At 44.5% G+C, this 18,880-nt stretch carries 18 protein-coding genes; 6 read left to right on the top strand and 12 right to left on the bottom strand.

The window, feature by feature from the left end; genetic code table 11:
• Positions 1 to 84: 84 nt before the first annotated feature.
• The 3 genes from OCV62_RS04990 to OCV62_RS04980 all read right to left on the bottom strand — a co-directional run bounded on the left by OCV62_RS04990 (position 85) and on the right by OCV62_RS04980 (position 2,877).
• A complete protein-coding gene (locus tag OCV62_RS04990) occupies positions 85 to 1,854 on the bottom strand; it encodes a S8 family peptidase (RefSeq protein ID WP_262585441.1) in 1,770 nt (589 codons plus the stop codon).
• A gap of 122 nt (positions 1,855 to 1,976) precedes the next feature.
• On the bottom strand, positions 1,977 to 2,405 hold the full coding sequence (locus OCV62_RS04985; protein WP_262585440.1) for a PD-(D/E)XK nuclease domain-containing protein: 429 nt from the start codon (positions 2,403 to 2,405) through the stop codon (positions 1,977 to 1,979).
• An 82-nt stretch (positions 2,406 to 2,487) separates the two neighbouring features.
• Positions 2,488 to 2,877 (bottom strand): VOC family protein, encoded by a 390-nt coding sequence (locus OCV62_RS04980; protein ID WP_262585439.1) that lies wholly within the window; start codon positions 2,875 to 2,877, stop codon positions 2,488 to 2,490.
• A gap of 336 nt (positions 2,878 to 3,213) precedes the next feature.
• Here OCV62_RS04980 and OCV62_RS04975 point away from each other — a divergent pair, with 336 nt between their 5' ends.
• From OCV62_RS04975 to OCV62_RS04965, 3 genes are all read left to right on the top strand, one after another.
• On the top strand, positions 3,214 to 3,924 hold the full coding sequence (locus OCV62_RS04975) for an HAD family hydrolase (protein WP_262585438.1): 711 nt from the start codon (positions 3,214 to 3,216) through the stop codon (positions 3,922 to 3,924).
• Positions 3,925 to 4,165: 241 nt separating this feature from the next.
• Positions 4,166 to 5,053, top strand: a complete 888-nt coding sequence (locus OCV62_RS04970) for a helix-turn-helix transcriptional regulator (RefSeq protein WP_262585437.1) — start codon at positions 4,166 to 4,168, stop codon at positions 5,051 to 5,053.
• A 4-nt stretch (positions 5,054 to 5,057) separates the two neighbouring features.
• Entirely contained in the window at positions 5,058 to 5,891 is an 834-nt protein-coding gene (locus tag OCV62_RS04965; RefSeq protein ID WP_262585436.1) for a CPBP family intramembrane glutamic endopeptidase, read from the top strand.
• 116 nt (positions 5,892 to 6,007) lie between these two features.
• Here the strand turns inward: OCV62_RS04965 and OCV62_RS04960 are convergent, their stop codons facing one another.
• Complete coding sequence (locus tag OCV62_RS04960; RefSeq protein WP_330667248.1) at positions 6,008 to 7,096, bottom strand: M42 family metallopeptidase; 1,089 nt, start codon at positions 7,094 to 7,096, stop codon at positions 6,008 to 6,010.
• 455 nt (positions 7,097 to 7,551) lie between these two features.
• Between OCV62_RS04960 and OCV62_RS04955 the strand changes: the two genes are divergently transcribed.
• The 3 genes from OCV62_RS04955 (at position 7,552) to OCV62_RS04945 (ending at position 10,459) form a co-directional block, all read left to right on the top strand.
• Positions 7,552 to 8,208: an HD domain-containing protein gene (locus OCV62_RS04955; RefSeq protein WP_262585435.1), complete on the top strand. Its 657-nt coding sequence runs from the start codon at positions 7,552 to 7,554 to the stop codon at positions 8,206 to 8,208.
• Between the two features lie 201 nt (positions 8,209 to 8,409).
• Entirely contained in the window at positions 8,410 to 9,606 is a 1,197-nt protein-coding gene (locus tag OCV62_RS04950; protein WP_262585434.1) for an ATP-binding protein, read from the top strand.
• 103 nt (positions 9,607 to 9,709) lie between these two features.
• Positions 9,710 to 10,459 (top strand): creatininase family protein, encoded by a 750-nt coding sequence (locus OCV62_RS04945; protein WP_262585433.1) that lies wholly within the window; start codon positions 9,710 to 9,712, stop codon positions 10,457 to 10,459.
• Positions 10,460 to 10,557: 98 nt separating this feature from the next.
• Here the strand turns inward: OCV62_RS04945 and OCV62_RS04940 are convergent, their stop codons facing one another.
• From OCV62_RS04940 to istA, 8 genes are all read right to left on the bottom strand, one after another.
• A complete protein-coding gene (locus OCV62_RS04940) occupies positions 10,558 to 12,675 on the bottom strand; it encodes a glycoside hydrolase family 3 N-terminal domain-containing protein (protein WP_262585432.1) in 2,118 nt (705 codons plus the stop codon).
• Positions 12,676 to 12,800: 125 nt separating this feature from the next.
• The gene (locus OCV62_RS04935) at positions 12,801 to 13,340 is read right to left on the bottom strand and encodes a Uma2 family endonuclease (protein WP_262585431.1); all 540 of its coding nucleotides are present in this window, start codon (positions 13,338 to 13,340) and stop codon (positions 12,801 to 12,803) included.
• A 536-nt stretch (positions 13,341 to 13,876) separates the two neighbouring features.
• Positions 13,877 to 14,062: a hypothetical protein gene (locus OCV62_RS04930; protein ID WP_262585430.1), complete on the bottom strand. Its 186-nt coding sequence runs from the start codon at positions 14,060 to 14,062 to the stop codon at positions 13,877 to 13,879.
• Positions 14,023 to 14,613, bottom strand: a complete 591-nt coding sequence (locus tag OCV62_RS04925; RefSeq protein ID WP_330667247.1) for a hypothetical protein — start codon at positions 14,611 to 14,613, stop codon at positions 14,023 to 14,025. The genes OCV62_RS04930 and OCV62_RS04925 overlap by 40 nt, the downstream gene beginning before the upstream one ends.
• Positions 14,614 to 14,765: 152 nt before the next feature.
• A complete protein-coding gene (locus OCV62_RS04920) occupies positions 14,766 to 15,134 on the bottom strand; it encodes a hypothetical protein (protein ID WP_262585429.1) in 369 nt (122 codons plus the stop codon).
• 289 nt (positions 15,135 to 15,423) lie between these two features.
• On the bottom strand, positions 15,424 to 16,413 hold the full coding sequence (locus OCV62_RS04915) for an IS3 family transposase (protein ID WP_330667246.1): 990 nt from the start codon (positions 16,411 to 16,413) through the stop codon (positions 15,424 to 15,426).
• A complete protein-coding gene (gene istB / locus OCV62_RS04910) occupies positions 16,385 to 17,161 on the bottom strand; it encodes an IS21-like element helper ATPase IstB (RefSeq protein ID WP_262585428.1) in 777 nt (258 codons plus the stop codon). The genes OCV62_RS04915 and istB overlap by 29 nt, the downstream gene beginning before the upstream one ends.
• The gene (gene istA / locus OCV62_RS04905; RefSeq protein WP_262585427.1) at positions 17,158 to 18,702 is read right to left on the bottom strand and encodes an IS21 family transposase; all 1,545 of its coding nucleotides are present in this window, start codon (positions 18,700 to 18,702) and stop codon (positions 17,158 to 17,160) included. Before istA ends, istB begins: the two co-directional genes overlap by 4 nt.
• Between the last annotated feature and the right edge of the window lie 178 nt (positions 18,703 to 18,880).

Genomic DNA, 18,880 nt, shown 5'->3' with positions numbered 1-18,880 from the left:
CATCGCGTTTATCTATTTTTATTATAACAAATGTTTAGACAATCACAAGTGCAAGTTTGCTTTCGTTTAAATATTGTTTAGTTTTCATGGCAAACTCTCTGAACCACACAGCGCACCATACCCCACCCGCTCATTCGGATAGTCCGTCTCGCCCCGCAGCTTCTTCGCGCCTTTTCGCAGATATGCCTTTAGTTTCTCCCCGTACAGATACGGATCATTTCCCTTTTCAATTCCCCATTCCATCAAAAGTGCCGCTGCGCCGGAAACGAGCGGTGTCGCAAAGGAGGTCCCGCTTACGCGCTGCGTGCTCCCCTCCGATGCCGGAACCAAAAGATCGACCCCCGGCGCTGCCAGATCCGGCTTGGAGTCTGCAAACATCAGGCGGTTTTCCCTGTTTATTTTCTCGCCTCTTCCCGAAAAATCCGCATACGCTTCATAATATGAGTGGATTGCTCCGACCGAAATCACCTTCTGCGCCGTCGAAGGAATCGTCATCGTCAAAAGCGGATCGGGCCGCACAAACCGCGTATCTGCAGAACGGCTCTGCTGGGTCGGTAAATACAGCTGATAGCTGCCGAGCACGATTTTTTCCGGAATCAGGTGAAAGGTCCAGATTCCGGACTCAATATAGCGATCCCGTGGGAGCAGGTCAAAAAAAATCTCCTGCCAGACAGAGTACGGCGACGGCTGCCCGGCATAAACCAATACCTCCGTCCCGTTTGTCAGCACATCCTGCCGTCCGTTTTTATCTGGCTGTACGATAATTTCCTGTCCGGATGGTGTCTGCAAAATCACAGTGAACACATCGGCATAGTTTTTCCACAGCTGTATATTCAGCGTCCGCTCATATTCCCCGATGATCAGCTCAAGCGTTTCCCTTTCCCTCTGCAGATTGCCGGACAATCCGTCAGCACGGGAACTAACGTCCGCTACATTTTTTTCCAGTTGTCCGGACGCATGACCGCCTGCCGCACCCTCGTTTCCGCAGCCTACACAGATTGCCGTCCGTCCGCTTTCCGCCGCATTGTCCAGAAAACGACACAGCAGGGAGGAACCGTCATGCGGTCCGTAACAGTTTCCGTAGCTGATGTTGATGACGAGCGGCTGCCCGATTTGGGCAGCTTTGGAAAGCGACCAGGACACTGCGCTCATCAGCTGCGTCGTATGTGGATAGCCATTCTGTTTTTGGGAAAGCTTCACGACCAACAGCCCCGCGCCCGGCGCAACGCCCCTCAGCCGGAGATTTGGATTGCTCCCGGCAGCAATCGCCGCCACCGCTGTTCCATGTCCGGAGCGGTCGATGCTCGGCACAAGCTCCAGCGCCCCGTCCCGGCTTTCTGCCTGCAGCGCCTCGTCAATCTGTTCCTGTGAAAACTCCCGTTCCAGTTCCTGATCCCACAAAGCCAGAATCCGGCTGCTGCCATCTTCCTTTCGAAAATCCGGCATCCGATAATCAATCCCGGAATCCAAAACAGCGATCAACACACCTTTTCCATCCAGGAGTGCGCCCTCATCCCCCTGCGAAAGAAGCGGCAAAATACAGCTGACACGCTTCGCCTCATACAAACCGGTCTGCAGATTTTTCGGCATCTCCACATATTCGATCTCCCGGGCAGCCACGAGCGCTCCGATCTGATCCTCCGGAAGCTTTACAATTGCATAGCCAGCCAGAAGCTTTTGTATCTCCATTCCGGGTATCTGCAGTCCGTCGATGTCTCCACTGTATTTGACGATGACCTCCCGCAGGTTTTTGTCCCGGGTCACTCCCACATCCAGAACCTCCGAGCGTTCCCTCTGTCCTTTACTTGCCGACAGGCTCAACAGCAGCAGATCCTCCAGCTTTTCTGATTCCATGGCAGATCATTCCTTTTCTGCAGAGGCTTCTTTCTTATATTTATGCCGGGAACATCCGATGGTGCCTGCTTTTTTGCGGCATTTTTGTCGACGGTCATCCTGGTTAATGTTTTATTCTCATCTCAGCTGCTAATTTTTTCAACTACAGCCTTGCTTCTCTTTTTATAAAAAGCGATACCATAAAGCGTTATATTGTGGCGACCATCGTTTATCAGATATTCAGAATATCTCCGGTCTTTGATTTGTTCTATTGCCTTTTCACAGGCTTTCTCCAATCCATTCGCTTCTTTTGAATATTTGAGTTCAAGGATAATACCTGCATCCGGGTCTTCCGGTTCAATAATAATATCAGCAAACCCCTCTCCTGCTTCCACATTTGACCTGACCACCCAGTCTGTATTTCCTGTTAACAGACCAACCAAAAATGTATGATAGGAGCTCTCCTTTTCTTTCTCTGGCGCTTTCGTGTCGAAAACACGAATCGAATTGCTGAGAATCCGAATGGCAGGTTGATCCCCGTGCCATTGAAGCATGGACTGCTGCCAGTTCAAGATTAAACGCTTGCGGTTTCGTATCCTGATGTTGTTGCAATTTCATAATATTTGCAGGCAGCCTCCGTATGTTTCTTTTCCATCACAAGATCTGGCAGAACTCAAACTGTTCCCCCGTTGGACTTGCTATCTTGAAATACCGGATACCGTTGTCCCAAAATCCTGCGATTCCTTCAATACCATCGGTAACGATCTTATATCCGTTCTCTACGCAATATGCATAGTCAGACTCAATGTCATCAGAAGCAAAACTATAGTGATCAATTCTTCCGGAAACCTCATCCGGGAGTCGAGAATCTGATGGGAATATTTCAAAAACAACATCATCATTTTTCAAAAAATAAACAGTATCGTTTCCATTTTGAAATTTGCCGGTCACTTCAAAGCCAAGCACATCTACATACCACTGCACATCTCTTTCAACATCATTGGTAGCAATACCAATATGTCCGATCCTTCTGTTTTTAATCATGAAAACACCTCTTTCTGTCATAGTATATTATCTATCACCTGTTATTTCTGATAAATAATTCCACCTCATTCTTACCCGGAATAGACGGTATGTTTTTCCGGGGTCAGGTCAACAAGTTCCTGCTTCTCAGCTTCATTATAACCAGTTTACACACGTTTCTCAATCCACTTTTTCCCCAGGGAGCACGATAAAATAGCTTTTAACGATCTGGTTTGATGGACAGCATTGGTGGTGAAAAAAGATAGGAAGCCTGGAAAAAGATATGGAATTGTGGTGAAAAGTCTGCTAGAATACGTATCGTGTAAAAAACTTTCCGTACAGAAAGGATCATGAAGGATGTATCAGAATTATATTTTTGATTTATATGGAACCCTGGTAGATATACATACGAATGAAAAGAAAGCGTATCTCTGGAAAAAAATGAGCCTGTTCTTCGGGATGAAAGGCGCTGCCTATGAGCCGAAAGAACTCCGGACAGCGTATGAGACAAAAATCAAAGAACAGGAAGCTGCACTTAGAACGGAATGCCATGGCAGCCATGTGCCGGAAATCGACATTGCCAATGTGTTCCGGCAGCTGTTTGAGGATAAAGCTGTTTCGGTAACGGAAGAAGAAATTGCGGATCTGGCGAAAATGTTCCGTGCGATTTCAATAGAAGAACTGAGCCTGTTCCCGGGCGTGCCGGAAATGCTGCAGCGTTTAAAAGACGCAGGAAAGAAGGTTTTTCTGCTGTCCAATGCACAGGCGCTTTTCACCGCACCGGAAATTTCCCTGCTCGGCCTGACGAAATACTTTGACGGAATCCTGCTCTCGTCAGATGCCGGTGTGAAAAAACCGGATTCGGCATTTTATGAGATGCTGCTGAAGCAGTATCACCTCAACCCGTCAGAATGCCTGATGACAGGAAATGACGACATTGCTGACTGCCACGGTGCAGCCTCTGCCGGAATTGCAAGCCGTTACGTGGCAACGCGCCAGTCACCGAAAATAAGCGGTTCGCTGCCGGAAAACTGCGAGAAAATCGCGGAAATCGCGGAGCTGTTCTGATGAAAGAGCACGCAACGGCACTCCCTTGCTACAAATGCTGTGGTCACAGCCAGGAAGCAAAAAGCCAATGCAAAGACAAAATGCTACGCAAAGTAGCATAAAAAACCGAAATGTAATCCCTGCTTGCTTGTAATGCCACGCCCGTTTTCCTATACTTAAATCTGCCAACGAGAATGGCGGAGCTGCTTCATATCAAGTGAATCCGTCAAAAATTTTATGAATAAACAAGGAGGTCACAGGTATGACACTTGCAGAAAAACTAAAATTCCTACGCAAGCAGGCAGGAATGTCGCAGGAGCAGTTAGCAGAAAAGCTCGGTGTTTCAAGGCAAGCTGTTACGAAATGGGAAACAGACGCAGGCATCCCCGATATTGAGAATGTTATTGCAATCTCGGCGCTGTTTGATATTTCTATTGATGAATTGCTTTCCAATGAAAATGGAGCAAAAAAGCCTACTGATTATCTGTTTGAAAGCATCACCGAGTATGATATTGACGAGCCTAAACGCTTCGATATGAAGTTTGGAGGAGCAAAGCAATTTGTATTGACAGGTTGTGGAAGCGAGAAAATCCGTGTCCGTCTGGCATCGAATACTCTTTCCACGCTCCAAAGTGATTTCAAAGTCAAAATTGATGACATCAGAAAAAGAATTGATGTTGATGTAAACCGTAGAAACGGCGTATCTGAGGCAACAGCAAAGGAAGATGTCAGCATATTTGTTCAAATTCCCACTCCCTATATCGGGAAAATCGAGTGTGCCGTCAACGCTGAAACCGTTGAAATCCGTTCTTTGGAATGTGAGAGCGTAGAGCTTGATATAAAGACACCGCATATTGTTTTGGAGGATGTTTCCGGCACGGTAGAAATCAATTGTAATCTTGATATGGAAGTGGTCTGCCACTCCTTAAATGGCGAGGTGGACATTAACCAAGTATCCGCAACCTCAAAAATTTATATTCCAAAGGATACCGTGTTTACAGCCGTTACAAAGGGCATCGGAACAAGCATATCTTATGAGAAAGACGGACGGCAGACGGAACGGTTTGATACGCCCGATGCGGAGAACATTATTGAACTGAACGGTATCAAGAGCGAGCTTGTCATTAGTACGGACAGGGAAAGGAGCTAATGAGATGAAAACAAATTATCTGAAGAAATATATCATCAGCTCCTATATTCTCGTTTGGATGCTTATTATTTTTGTGGCAGGTTCGGCAAGCCTTATTTTCCATGCACCGCCTGTCATCATGTGGATTGTCCGAAACATTATCGCGTGGTCGCCAACCTATCTGCTTTTGATTGGATGGAAACAGTTCAGACCAAATGAAACAAGGATGGCTTTTGTGAAGCGGTGCTTTTCCGGGAAAGTAAAGCTGTTTCCGTTGCTGTCCTCCTTTGCCCTCACTTTTGTCATCAGCGTGTTATCACTGTTCCTCTATTCCATTATGACGGGAAAGCCGATGTTATCCTACATCAATTTGGGAACGACAGCATTGCCGCTTAGTATTTTCCTCTCCCTGACTTCGGGACCGACAGGGGAAGAATTGGGATGGCGTGGTTTTATGCGGGAGGAATTTAATAAAAAGTACGGCTTTTTGAAATCCTCTGTCTGTCAGGGCTTGGTATGGTGCTTCTGGCATACTTTGCTTTGGGTGGTAGACTCTGAGTTTACTGACTGGAGGGCAATTCCCTATGTCATTTCTAACATAGTTGTGATTACATCCATTACCGTACTGATGAATATTTTTCTGGAACGGCATAATAACCTGCTCTATTCGGTATTGCTGCACTTTGGCTTTAATATCCTTTATGTGTTTTTGGATGCGGATATAGGTTTTTTTGTGATTTTGACCGTTCTGTATCTGGTAATCACGCCGATTGCCGTACTTGCAAGGAATAAGACTGCGAAAGGGCTTTTGAAGAAAAATAATAGCGGAGAAGGGGAAAGTAAAGAATGGGCAATTTAGAGAAAATCCCACTAACCGCTGCTATTTCCAACCTGTCCTCTGCCGTTTTATACCCCAGCGTCTGTTTCATCTCCTCTATGGCATCCTTTTTCCCCAGGGTCAGGCACCAGCACAGGTTAGAAACTCTTAATCTGCTCTTCGTCAAGTCTTTTGAGAATTTCACATGCCAGCTTAACAGCGTTATCAAAATCGGCATACGCTGAAATTCCGTAATGTGTATGTGCATAGCGAACCGGAACTCCGATAACGATAACCGGAACCGCTTTTTCAGTCAAATGTATCGCTGCACCATTGGTTGCACCAGCACTGCGAACTGCATCCTGAACCGGAATACCAAGTTTTTCTGCCAAATCCAGCGCATATCTTTGATAACGCGGATTGGTAATCATACGGGCATCTATGTGACGCAGCATCGGTCCACGCTTGATAGCAGTCTGAACCATATACGGTTCAACGCAGGTATCATCTGCCGGGCATCCCTCAAAAACAATTGCGATATCCGGTTTAATTACCTGTGCCGTCACGGTGGCACCACGCACACCAACTTCTTCCTGTGCTGCACAAGCACCAACAATATCAACATTCAGCTCCTGACCAGCCAGGTTATGCATCGTCTTAAGAATCGCTGCGCATCCCAAACGGCAGTCAAAACTCTTGCCTACCATCAGATCTGTGGTTTCTGAATATGTAAAGGTCACATCCGGCACTACCGGTTCCCCGATACGAATACCGAACTTTTCAATTGCCTCTTCTTTCGAAACAGCTCCAACATCCACCGTGATATCTTTCATATCCAAAGGAGCTTTACGCTCCTGTTCTGTCATGAAATGCGGAGGCTTGCTGGCAGTAATCCCCGGAATATATTCTCCGAATCGGTTGCGAACCCAGACTTTATGTGCCGGAATATTGTGGTTAACCCAACCTCCGATCTGAATAATGCGAAGTGTTCCGTTCGGGCAGATTGCCTGCACCATAAAACCAACCTCGTCACTATGTGCGTCAAGCTGAACAACCGGACGCTTGTCATTATTTTCTTTGCGGCGGATATACAGGTTGCGCATACAATCTTCTGTAATTTCTCCAAGTCCTTCTGCATAAGGACGAATCGCCGCTACCACTTCATCTTCGAAACCAGATGTACCGTTTGCATTTGAAATTGCTGCAATCATTTCCAGCGTCGTTTTTTTATCCATTCTAATCTCCATTCCGCAGGCGCTTTGCGCCGAAGGAATCGCGTGCGATCAATAGCTACTTTGTGACGCCTGCGGCACAAATAGCTGTGTGAAAAATAAGCGATCACGCTTATTTTTCACACTAGCACCTTCCTTTTTTCTCAGTATGGCATATTACACGTAGAATATCAAATTATTTTCCCATTTCGGAAACTTTTATTCATGACAATAGAATGCTCACAGAGCGTGCATTTTATTGTTCGTCTCGATATTTTCCGTTTTCAGAAACGCATCGGATGTGAAAATTTTCTACCGTGAACATCCGTATATCCACGATTTATGGCCAAGGGGGGAACGACATAGACTTAGAAGCAATTCCTATGAAAAAATGTCACCTTACACAACACTTACAAAGTTTATACGCAACTATTCTTTTACTTCCTCGCAGATCTGTCTACTATAAAGGGTAGACAGAAAAGAGGAAAATTATGATTGAACAGAAAATAAGGAAAAATAAAGAAGTACTGGCCCTGATCCGCAAGGGAAATGATAATCTTGGAGCGATGGGGTATACGGATCATTCCAAGGCTCATGCAGCCATGGTGGCGGACCGTGCCGCCTATATCCTGAAAAAGTTGGATTATCCGGAGAAGGACATTGAGCTTGTAAAGATTGCCGGTTGGATGCATGATATCGGAAATGCAATTAACCGGACACATCACGCAGAGTACGGGGCATTGCTTGCCAATGATATTTTAAAAAAAACCGATATGGATATGGAGGACCGGATTACGGTCGTTTCAGCGATCGGACACCACGATGAATCGACAGGCGGGGCGACTGATCCGGTCTCAGCGGCATTAATTATTGCAGATAAGACAGATGTACGCCGCAGCAGAGTCCGTGAGAAGAATGAAGCAACCTTTGACAAGCATGACCGGGTGAACTATGCTGTTATTGATGCGAAGCTGAAGGTGGATACTGAGAAGCATGTAATTGCCCTGAATCTGCAGATTGACACCAAAATTTGTACCATGTATGAATATTTTGAAATCTTCCTTGGACGGATGATGATGTGCCGTGGGGCAGCAGATGTCCTTGGAATGACCTTTAAACTGACTGCGAACGGTTCCAAGGTATTATAAATGATCAGGCATAGACCGCTTAGGAATTAGTGCCTGTAGCTTCAATTGCTTCTTCTTTCGCAGTTTCCACTTTCAAAAAATAAAAAAAATTGTGTTTTTGAAAGCGACATCTTGCATATCCTATTATCTGCCAGTATACTAAGTACAACGAGGTGGTTTCGAAAAATAAAAAAATTTCAATTTTTGAAAGTGGGCAACTATATGAAAACAATCACGAGAGCAAAATATCTCGATAGAATCATTGAACTGAATGGCACTCCTGACATCAAGATCATCACAGGTATTCGTCGATCTGGTAAGTCCAAACTGATGCAGGCGTATATTGCGTATCTGAAAAGCAACTTTGAAAACATCAATATTATTTTCATTGACTTCATGGATTTAGCGTATGAAGAAATCAAGGAATACCATGCCTTACACGCCTATGTGGAAGAACATTATCAGGAAGGCAAAACGAACTACCTGTTTGTAGACGAGGTTCAGATGTGTCCCAAGTTTGAGCTGGCAATCAACAGCCTGTACTCTAAGGGGAAATACGACATCTATGTAACAGGCTCTAATGCTTTCCTGTTGAGTGCGGATCTGGCAACTCTGTTTACCGGACGCTATATTGAAATTCATGTGTTTCCTTTCAGCTTCCAGGAATATTGCCAATATTATGATGATATTAGTGACAAAGATAAGCTCTTTGATGAGTACGCTATCAAGGGCGGTTTAGCAGGTTCCTATGCTTATAGAACCGAAAACGACAGAACAAACTATATAAAGGAAGTCTACGAAACCATTGTTACAAGGGACTTAGTACAGAAATATGCTCTGCCAGACACTTTGGTTTTGCAGCGTCTGAGCGAGTTCCTTATGGATAATATCAGCAATCTGACTTCTCCTAATAAGATCAGTCAGCTACTGACAGCAAATGAGACTCCAACCAATCATGTAACCGTCGGCAAGTACATTAAGTATTTGTGCAATGCTTTTGTATTTTATGATATTAAGAGATACGACATCCGAGGTAAGAAATACCTTGAAAGCTCTGAAAAGTTCTATTTGTGTGACAGCGGTATTCGATATGCAATACTGGGAAGCAGAAATATGGATTATGGCAGAGTATATGAAAACATCGTTTGCATCGAGCTTCTTCGCCGTGGATATGATGTTTATGTCGGCAAGCTCTATCAAAAGGAAATCGATTTTGTTGCTCAGAGAGGCAGCGAGAAGTTTTATATTCAGGTCAGCGACAACATTTCCGGGCAGGAAACATTTGAGAGAGAATGCTCTCCTCTGCTTCAGATTCGAGATGCTTATCCGAAAATGATTATTGCCAGAACCAAACATCCCCTATATAGCTATGAAGGAATCGAAATTCACGATATAGCCGATTGGTTACTACAAGAATAACCGGATTTTTTCAACTTACGCTTTATCTCTTGAATAGATTAACTATGGTCGTTATACTTAATATACAAGTGTGACGATCGTACAATTTGAAAGGAGACCAGCTATGAAAAAAGTATTATACGAAGAGTTGCTTCCAGAAGAATTTGTCCAGAGAATGCAAGAGATGCCGGTTGCATATCTGCCTCTTGGTACATTAGAATGGCATGGTCCGCATATGCCTCTTGGAGCCGATGGAATCCAGTCAAAAGAACTGTTTGTCCGGGTAGCGGAAAAAGTTGGCGGTGTGGTACTTCCAATACTCTTTATGGGTCCTGACCGTGTATTTCATGACCATGAAAAGTCATTTTATGGAATGGATATCAATACCGAGGGCGCACTGCATACCTATTACGTCCAGCAGCTGAAAGGCAGTGCTTACTGGCTGGAAAAAGAACTGTTTCAGGACTATCTGCGCAGTATTTTTGCCCAGCTTTCCAGAGCAGGAGTGCGTATTGTCGTCGGACATGGACATGGACCGTCAATCCATGCATTTCAGGAACTAACAAAAGAAGCAGAAGAAAAATATGGTCTGCGTATTTTTACGGCCTGGACATATGCGGAAGATGAGAAGTTAAAATATCAGAATGACCATGCCGGAGCGAATGAGACTTCTATCGTTATGGCTGTGCGCCCGGATCTGGTTGACTTTGGACAGGTAAAAGAAGATGAAAGCAATCTGATTGGAATCGCAGGACGCCACCCTGTCAGAGATTCTTCTGCGGCATTCGGTAACGAAATCCTGGAGTATACAATGAAAACATTAATTTCAGGCATTGAAAAAGAGTATAAAGAAATAAAAGACAGACAGAACTGAAAAAATCTCCATTGGCTGACAAAACCAATGGAGATTTTTAATGAGTGCTTATCGTAACACTTCGCCGAAAGCCTGGCCGGTTTGAGCAAAAAGCTTGGTTAGATCCTAATGTTCTCAGAAACAAGGTGGTCACTACTGTTTCCAACACTGATACGCAGTTTCATTCCGCTGCTGACGGTTTCCATGTTTTTGCCATAATATGAGAATTCTTCCTGGTCAATAAAGAAATCTACATCCTTCTTCTCCCCCGGCTCCAGGAAAACCTTCCGGAAACGGATAAGCTCTTTCTTCGGACGTACTACAGATGCATATAATGTTTCATAATAACACTGGACTACTTCTGCCCCCGCAACATTCCCTGTATTGCACACATTACAATGTACATGTACTTTTTTATCCTGTCCTATCTGCACATCAATGTCCGAAATATCAAACTCTGTATAAGACAATCCATAACCGAATGGATATAACGGCGTATTCGGGATATCCATATATCTGCTGGTGAAACGGTTTTCTGAATTATCTTCTGTAAATATATGTCCGGTTTTTACATCCCAGTAGCTTATGGGCACCTGTCCCACACACCATGGAATACTTACAGATAATTTGCCGGAAGGATTTATTCTGCCATACACAATATCTACGATTGCTTCAGCTCCCATAGTTCCTGGTCTCCATGCCATAATGACAGCCTTGGATTTTTCTGATATCCTCCGCAGATCCAATGGTCTTCCTGCAATTACCACAGTCACGATATTCCTTGTACGTTCTGCTATTTTTTCAAATAACACCTGCTGCTCTTCCGGCAAAGTCAGGAACGCCCTGCTGGCAGCCTCTCCTGACTGGGATTCATGTTCACCCAGTACACATACAACCGTATCTTCCTGGGTTATCGTTTCCAGCCACTGCTCATCCCTTGGCTTGTCAGACAATTCCTGTTCCACCTGCCACACCTTACACTCTGCATCAGAAAGAATATTGCATCCTGTAATACATTCTGCTTCTATCTGCTTTTTTTGTAAAACAGCTTCTATTGTTTCAACTGACTCATGTTCTCCAAAAATTGACCAGCGGCTTAAGAATTCTCTTGACGCTGTATAAGGCCCTGCCCAGATAACTTTCTTTTTTACGTTTAATGGAAGTATCTTTTTTTCATTTTTCAAAAGGACACAGCTTTCGCCAGCCATCTGATATGCCTTTTCCCGGTTATGCTGAGTCAGTTTTCCACTCTTTCCAAGACCGGCAAACGGATTTTCAAAAAGCCCCAGCTGATTTTTCATCATCAGGACCCTGAATGCACTTTCATCAACAAGCGCTTCCGGGATTTTGCCACTTTCTACCAGCTTTTCAAGATACATCATATAAGCCGGACTCATCATATCAATGTCTACACCGGCTTCTGAAGCCTGGATTGCAGCTTCTTCCATATCTGCTGCCACTCCCTGTTCTTCCAGCTGGCCTATGGAGCCCCAATCTGAAATTACAGTTCCCTCAAATCCTTCCTTATCCCGCAGAAGCCCTTTAAGAAGTTCCTTATTTCCGCTTATCGGTTTACGGTCAATCGCATTAAAAGCTGTCATGACCATAGCTGGCTTTGCTTTTAGTGCCATACGAAAAGGTTTTACATACTGTTCCAGAAATGTCCGCTGGGATATTTCAACATCATTATAATCCCTTCCCGCATTCACTGCCCCATAACCTGCAAAATGCTTTAGGCATGCCGCTATTTTGGTATCAGATTTCTGCTGATAGCCATCTACCATTGCTTTTCCCATGATTCCGTTTACATATGGATCTTCTCCAAAGGATTCCATTATCCTTCCCCATCTTGGATCTCTTGAAACATCAATCATAGGAGAAAATGTTGCCCTGAGCCCTTCTGAAGATGCCTCCGAGGCAGCTATAGAAGCCGCCTCAGATACCAGTTCCGGATGAAAGGAGCACGCCTGCCCCAATGGAATCGGATAAATTGTCCGACATCCATGGATAACATCTGCCATAAAGATAAGCGGAATATGATGGGGATGCTGTTCCATATATCTGCTCTGGATATCATAAATTTTATCTTTTCCAATCACTCCAAGCACTGAACCGGCATATTGAACAATCCATTCCGGTGGTAACTGTTCCCCAACAACACCTGTGAGTACCGCCTCTTTATCGAAGTATACACCAGTGAGCTGCACCATCTGTCCTATTTTTTCCTGTAATGACATTTCTGACAGCAATTGCTGTAATTCATGTATTTCCATAAATATACCCCTTCTTTCTGCGAAAGACACCAATGCGTCATGAAACACAGGTTCTGTCCTTCGCGATCTAATTTTTTGCCCTTCTGATATTACTCTATCACAATTTCCAAATCCTCATAAATGCCAGCTTTCAGACTATCTCCGAACCTGTAAAACATCGGTATCCAATCTTCTGCCGCGCGATAAATCACAGCGGATTCCCGTATTGGGTCAACGATCCAATATTCTCTCACGCCACTTAAAAGATATAATGCCTGCTTCCTGCCGTAGTCTATTGACTTGCTAGACGGTGACACGATCTCGATAACCCAATCCGGCGCGCCATGACATCCCTTTTCGTCAATCTTCTCTGGGTCGCCGATCACCGATATATCAGGTTCCACAAGATTTTCGTTCCCGTCTGCGTCCTCTAAAAATACTGCAAACGGCGCAGGCAGCACTTCGCATCTTCCCTGTTTCTTTCTTATATAAAGGTTGATCTCAGTTGTCAGGAAATTAACAAGTCTCTGATGTCGTGTACTCGGCGGAGCCATCCTGTAAAGCTGACCACTTATCAGTTCTGCACGCTGTCCATCCGGCAGTGCATAGATATCTTCCAAAGTATATTCCGTCTTTTTGGGTACTGGCATTCCTCCACCTCCTGCGTCCTGTTTTTTTCTAATTTCTTTCTGAGGTCTGACCCCAATGTAGATATCGTCACCTCGTTTTCTGCTAATCATATTATAATTTTACTTCTCAGTTTTATTATAACCAGTTTACACACGTTTCTCAATCCATATTTCCCACGAAAGTCCCCGCTGTTGTCTGATCTTCGCTTATATTGTTTTTTTCAGGGTCAGGCACCAATGTTTTTAAATCCATAAAATCTCTCCTTAACGTAAAAAAGCTGAGCACACGACTCAGCTTGGTCCCCAATGTCCAAAAGACTTCGGGCAACTCTGTTACGCATAGTATATTCAGAACTCAGAAAAATTGCAATAGTTTTTATATTTTTCCCGCATTTTCTTAGCATTTCTTCTGAAACGTTTCCTACACTACAGGCAAAATATCCGTCCAAAAAGTATGTTCTTTCCAAACTTGCATACGAAATAATATGACACTGTAACAAATACTTGTGTCTGTTTTTTGATTTCCATGTTCCCATACAGTATATCCAACCGTGGTGCTATTTCGCGTATATCGCTCCAACGATTTTTCCTCGAATACCGCAGGGCAGCAGCTTGCAGAGCAGGCTAAGGAACTTGTACTGCGCTCCTGCCACACAAATCGGCTTGCACTTCTTCTCTGCGATTTTCGCAATGTATGCACCGATCACTTCCGGGTTCGCGCCATTCTGCTCGTCTTTCTCCATCTGACTAACACTGCGTGAGATTCTGCCTCCGTATTCCTTGTCGCCATAAGCAGTTTTCTGGATTCCTGCTGGAATGTAATCATCTCATTCCAATGGCTATTTCGTACCGCCGTGCTCAACTCCTGGCGAATTTTCTCATTTGGCACAAAGGCTGTTCCATTTTCTTCGTTGTATCCAAGATAGCCCAGATGAATCAGATAAGTTATAACGTCATCCCTGTTCTGAATTTTCGCTGGATCATTCTTAAAGCTTGCTGTGTTGACCTCGACCTCTGCACCAGATAGCATCTCAATAATAGCCGTTTTCAATCCGTCAAAATTCATACAAATCAACGGAACCACAACCTCATACGAGCCAGTTTCCGACCAATAACTTCTGAACTTTCCTTTTGTCATCAGGCTAACAACTGCTTTGGGATTATAGACCTGATAGCCATCCATCGTATCAAGAACGCTATTGGTAAAATTGATCAGTCCGGTCTTATCCACGTATATTCTGGAATTCAGAGCAACTTGAAATGCACTGTTATCTGGATTAACAAATCTTCCCATGCAGTTCAAACTCCTTTCTGGAGCTGTCTCTTATAAAAGGCTACAACTCACCCATTGTGCATTGATTTTACCATTTAGCAGGTCAAATAGCAAGTCAACAAGTCCACGTACTGCCACTGTGCTCACGGCGGGCTCCGGTCACCTTAAATTTTTCATTGCTTATCAGTCTTTTGCTTCGGATGCTTCATCTTCTCCTGCACTTCGTCCGGCACATCGATCAGGCCGAACCGGTAGAACATTCCGAATATGTAAGTTACGCCTCGGATATCCCCCAGAGCCTTTGGCCTATCCACTACTTTCTCTTTCCTATTTCCCAGTGCCAGCAGCACCGAGCTCCATGCCAGACTTTTGTCGTTCTTTCTGCGGTCGATCCAGAGCTCCTTTGTGTATTCGCCGTTCTTACCTTTGCGTACCTCATAAGAAAACGGCAAGCCGGAATAGGTTTTAAATTTTACCCCAGCATAGGCCACAACTACACTCCAGAAGTTTTCTTCTGTCGGATCAGCCCTCCATCGCTTCATTGCTCTGTATCTCCGCTGTCGCTCTGCTCCAACACTAATCTTCTCTTTTTCTGTACCTGGAAAGTACACGCCTTTTTTATAAGGCAGGTACGAGGTAATGGATGCTTTGGAAAGGTCAAGGGCTGCTGCGGTTGATAGCAATGCGGTTTTATAGTCTTGTGTTTCCCGGTACTTTTCAAAAGTGCACTGCACCTTCTCCGCCACATCCGACTCATACACACCGGCCGTGATGAGTAGCTTCTGATATTGTCAATATTGGTTGACACATTTATCTCAAAGATATCATTTCCTATGCAGCCAGGCCCAGAGATTGGTAGTATCTCTGACGCTTAATCATAGGAGGAAGCCCACCGTTGGCAGAGCAGATCCTCCTGTTGTTCCAGTAACTGATGAAATATCTCCAAATAAGAACTCTCAGCTCATCCGTGGTCAGGCTTTCCGTATTGTAGCGGTCATAGAGAAGCTCGCTTTTCATTCTGGCCCACATGCTTTCACATCGAGCATTATCGTGGCACCTGCCACCATCACTGTTCATGCTTTGTATAATGCCATATTTAGAAAGCGCCTGACGGTAGGTTTCACTGGTATATTGTCTTCCTCTGTCGGAGTGCACAATGGCACCTCGCAGATCAGGATGCGCCAGATAGGCATTATCCAGTGTATGCTCACACAGAGTTGCCTTCATGTTTGTTTCCATTGCCAGTCCCAGAACGCTGGAATCAAAGCAGTCGAAGATGGCTGAAACATACAGTTTTCCATCTTTTGCCTTGATTTCTGTGATATCAGTTACGCATTTTTCAAGTGGCTTATCAGCCTTGAACTCTCTCTTCAGAAGATCATCTGACTTACGTGCTTCCCGATCAGCCTTGGTAATGCCATTTGGCTTGCGCTTTGGCCGATGGACAAGTCCTATTTCATCCATAACCCTGTAAACGGTTCGTTCACTGGGGATCTTGATTCCCGTCGGATTCTTAAGGAGCAGTGCTTGGTACATGCGAATACGTCCATAGGTATCATTGCATTCATCCTCAGCATGGATCACTCTCATGGCATCAGCAAGATCCTGATATTTCCAAGGGCGATCTTTAATAGCAAGATATTTGTAGAAACCCTGGCGGCTGACGCCAAGCATCCGGCAATAGAATGAGAGTTTTCCCTTATGAATATTACGGTGCGGCAGAGCCGCCAGTCCGGTGTGGCGAGAGCCACCTGTCCGGACTAACGGAGCCACCTCATTTTGTTTATTAAGTTTACTTTGCCATTGCTGGATCCAGTCCATATATTTCTCTCATAGAGAGGTCTTTAGACGGGTCAACACTTTCAATATCGATCTTATAGGAATCATACGATATACGATCCATGATAGCATCGGCAAGAGTACTTTCACCATCACAGATTTGCTGGTACCATTCACTTTCACGGAACTGAGAACAAAAGATAGTTGAAGATTTTTTACGTCTTTTATGTATCAGTTCAAAAAGATTTCCGGCTTCAGCTTCTGTCAGTTTAAGAAGCAGCCACTCATCAATGATCAATACTATTGGCTTGATATATTTCTTCAGGACAGTTGCGAAAGTCCCATTGTCCCTGGCAGTCTGTAAGTCCAATAATAGATCGGGAAGTCGTACATACCGTACTGAGTAATAGCGCTTGCATGCTTCCATACCAAAAGCACAGGCCATATAAGTTTTACCACTCCCAGTTGCTCCAGTAATAAAGATGTTCCGGTATTCTGTAATGTATTCACAGGTTGCCAGACGGTTGATCAGTGCTTTGTTCAGCTTTCGTCCAGAATGGTAATCGATCGCTGCGATGCTGGCATCTGGCTGTTCAAACTCAGCCTGACGGATCAGTCTTTTCAGACGATTGTTTTTACGGTTGCTGTATTCGACATCAACAAGCATGCCGAACCGATCTTCGAATGGAACTTCCTTCATTGCAGGATCATCTATCTGGATGCGGAATGCATCTGCCATAGCAGTCAGACGCATTTCAATAAGTTTATCGATTGTACTTTGATTTGTCATGCTTGTTTACCTCCATAGTATCTGGCTCCTCTGGTTATGCCGTGTGGTTTTACTGCCTGAGATGATTCTGATCCGGTATCAGGTTCATCCTTTGTTGCGGCCAATAGATTTTTGATACTTTTATAGCTGGGTTTACCGGAATAAGAGAGCGCCGTGGCGCAGACCTGTTCCAGTTTTTCTGGCGAATGTTTTTCTGCCAGTTTCAATAATCCCATGCAGCTTCTGTAGGATTGCTGTTCAATCCTGCCGGAGGTAAGTATTGCATCGACAACCTTACTTGTGTTAATTCCAATCGAATCAGCCCACTTACGGAACCGTTCACCGTTCCATTCCAGATATTTCTGGTGTTCCGGTGGCATATGTTCTGTCACTGTAGAATACTGACCGCTTCTTCCATAGAGCCGTCTGTGAGAGGCAATACGATTGTGATTATAAAATATTTCAACCGTTGTATCTGTTATACGCACATCAACCTTATTTTTGATATACTGATAAGGCACGGAGTAGAACATTCTGTCTACTGCGATGTGATAGTTAAACTGGACGGTGGCTTGTTTCCACTCAGCCAGTTCAAAAGGTGTAGCAGGCAACGGCGCCAGTAATGGCATTTCTTCCCCAAGAAATAAACTGAGTCTGCTACATTCCTTTTTCTGGAATTTACGGGCATTGTAGGCATCCAGTTTTTCACGGATTGAAGCATTCAATTCTGCAAGAGAGAAAAACTGCTCATTGCGAAGGGCTGCTGTTATCCATGTGGATATCTTTCCTACTGATCCCTCTACATTCGGTTTATCCTTAGGTTTCCGGACTCTGGCCGGAAGGATGGCAAGATTATAATGTTCTGCCATCTCATGATAAGTTGTGTTTAAGGCAGTGTTGTACCAGTCACTCTTTTTATGATTCACTGCGGTTGTACAGTTATCAGAAACGAGCATAGGTGTGACACCGCCAAAGAAATCAAACATCTGGACATGAGCTTTGATCCAGCTGTCGGTTTTCTCATTCATATATGCTTTTACAAAAGCATACTGACTGTAAGTTAATACACCTACAAATATCCATGCATCCGTGATTTCCCCGGTGTCCGGATCAATGATGTGGGCAGGATCACCGGCCCAGTCAACTTCAATCTGTTCACCTGGTTTTCTGGGGATATGCATGGTAGCCCTGCGTTTTTCTTCATCCTTCTGGATGTAGTAGCAGAATTGAGAATACATTAGAGGCTCTTCGCTGCTCATGCGGCACTCCTCGCAGTATTCTACCCAGAGAAGCTTTTTGTTTACGCCGTTCCGCAGAAGTTCTTTGCGGATGTAGTCAAAGTTTGGCATGCGTTTATTCGTTGCCGACTTATCCTTAGGAAACATCAGCTCCTCCAGTGCGCTGTCGGTCATGTCGAAATCCAGCGGCCATGAAAGATTGATTTCCGCTGCCTTTTTCAAAACCTTAGCGACTGTGTTTCTGGATACACCGCAACTCTGTGCGATGTTCCTCTCACTGAATCCTAAGCTTTTCAAGCGTAGGATTTCACGATACTTGGTCATAACTTACGACCTCCTTTATCTGTATTCACACCAAAGGTGTGTATTTACAGTATAAAGGAAATATATGTAATAGAGCCCAATAAGGCGGCTCTGAATTACCGGAATATATGGCGCTCATTCTCCGGAATGGTGGCTCTCAAAGTCCGGACAGGTGGCTCAGAGATCCCCGGAATAATCA

It is taken from the genome of Gallintestinimicrobium propionicum (assembly GCF_025567525.1).
Classification (GTDB): domain Bacteria; phylum Bacillota; class Clostridia; order Lachnospirales; family Lachnospiraceae; genus Gallintestinimicrobium; species Gallintestinimicrobium propionicum.
This window is presented reverse-complemented; position numbering and strand designations above follow the sequence as displayed.

Bases quoted from the DNA above. Each gene is read 5' to 3' on its own strand.
- OCV62_RS04980 (WP_262585439.1), bottom strand. From the start codon at position 2,877: ATGATTAAAAACAGAAGGATCGGACATATTGGTATTGCTACCAATGAT.
- OCV62_RS04930 (WP_262585430.1), bottom strand. From the start codon at position 14,062: ATGGAGAAAGACGAGCAGAATGGCGCGAACCCGGAAGTGATCGGTGCA.
- istA (WP_262585427.1), bottom strand. From the start codon at position 18,702: ATGACCAAGTATCGTGAAATCCTACGCTTGAAAAGCTTAGGATTCAGT.
- OCV62_RS04915 (WP_330667246.1), bottom strand. From the start codon at position 16,413: ATGGACTGGATCCAGCAATGGCAAAGTAAACTTAATAAACAAAATGAG.
- OCV62_RS04960 (WP_330667248.1), bottom strand. From the start codon at position 7,096: ATGGAGATTAGAATGGATAAAAAAACGACGCTGGAAATGATTGCAGCA.
- OCV62_RS04925 (WP_330667247.1), bottom strand. From the start codon at position 14,613: ATGGGAAGATTTGTTAATCCAGATAACAGTGCATTTCAAGTTGCTCTG.
- OCV62_RS04940 (WP_262585432.1), bottom strand. From the start codon at position 12,675: ATGTCATTACAGGAAAAAATAGGACAGATGGTGCAGCTCACTGGTGTA.
- OCV62_RS04945 (WP_262585433.1), top strand. From the start codon at position 9,710: ATGAAAAAAGTATTATACGAAGAGTTGCTTCCAGAAGAATTTGTCCAG.
- OCV62_RS04955 (WP_262585435.1), top strand. From the start codon at position 7,552: ATGATTGAACAGAAAATAAGGAAAAATAAAGAAGTACTGGCCCTGATC.
- OCV62_RS04965 (WP_262585436.1), top strand. From the start codon at position 5,058: ATGAAAACAAATTATCTGAAGAAATATATCATCAGCTCCTATATTCTC.
- OCV62_RS04935 (WP_262585431.1), bottom strand. From the start codon at position 13,340: ATGCCAGTACCCAAAAAGACGGAATATACTTTGGAAGATATCTATGCA.
- OCV62_RS04920 (WP_262585429.1), bottom strand. From the start codon at position 15,134: ATGAAGCGATGGAGGGCTGATCCGACAGAAGAAAACTTCTGGAGTGTA.
- istB (WP_262585428.1), bottom strand. From the start codon at position 17,161: ATGACAAATCAAAGTACAATCGATAAACTTATTGAAATGCGTCTGACT.
- OCV62_RS04950 (WP_262585434.1), top strand. From the start codon at position 8,410: ATGAAAACAATCACGAGAGCAAAATATCTCGATAGAATCATTGAACTG.
- OCV62_RS04990 (WP_262585441.1), bottom strand. From the start codon at position 1,854: ATGGAATCAGAAAAGCTGGAGGATCTGCTGCTGTTGAGCCTGTCGGCA.
- OCV62_RS04970 (WP_262585437.1), top strand. From the start codon at position 4,166: ATGACACTTGCAGAAAAACTAAAATTCCTACGCAAGCAGGCAGGAATG.
- OCV62_RS04975 (WP_262585438.1), top strand. From the start codon at position 3,214: ATGTATCAGAATTATATTTTTGATTTATATGGAACCCTGGTAGATATA.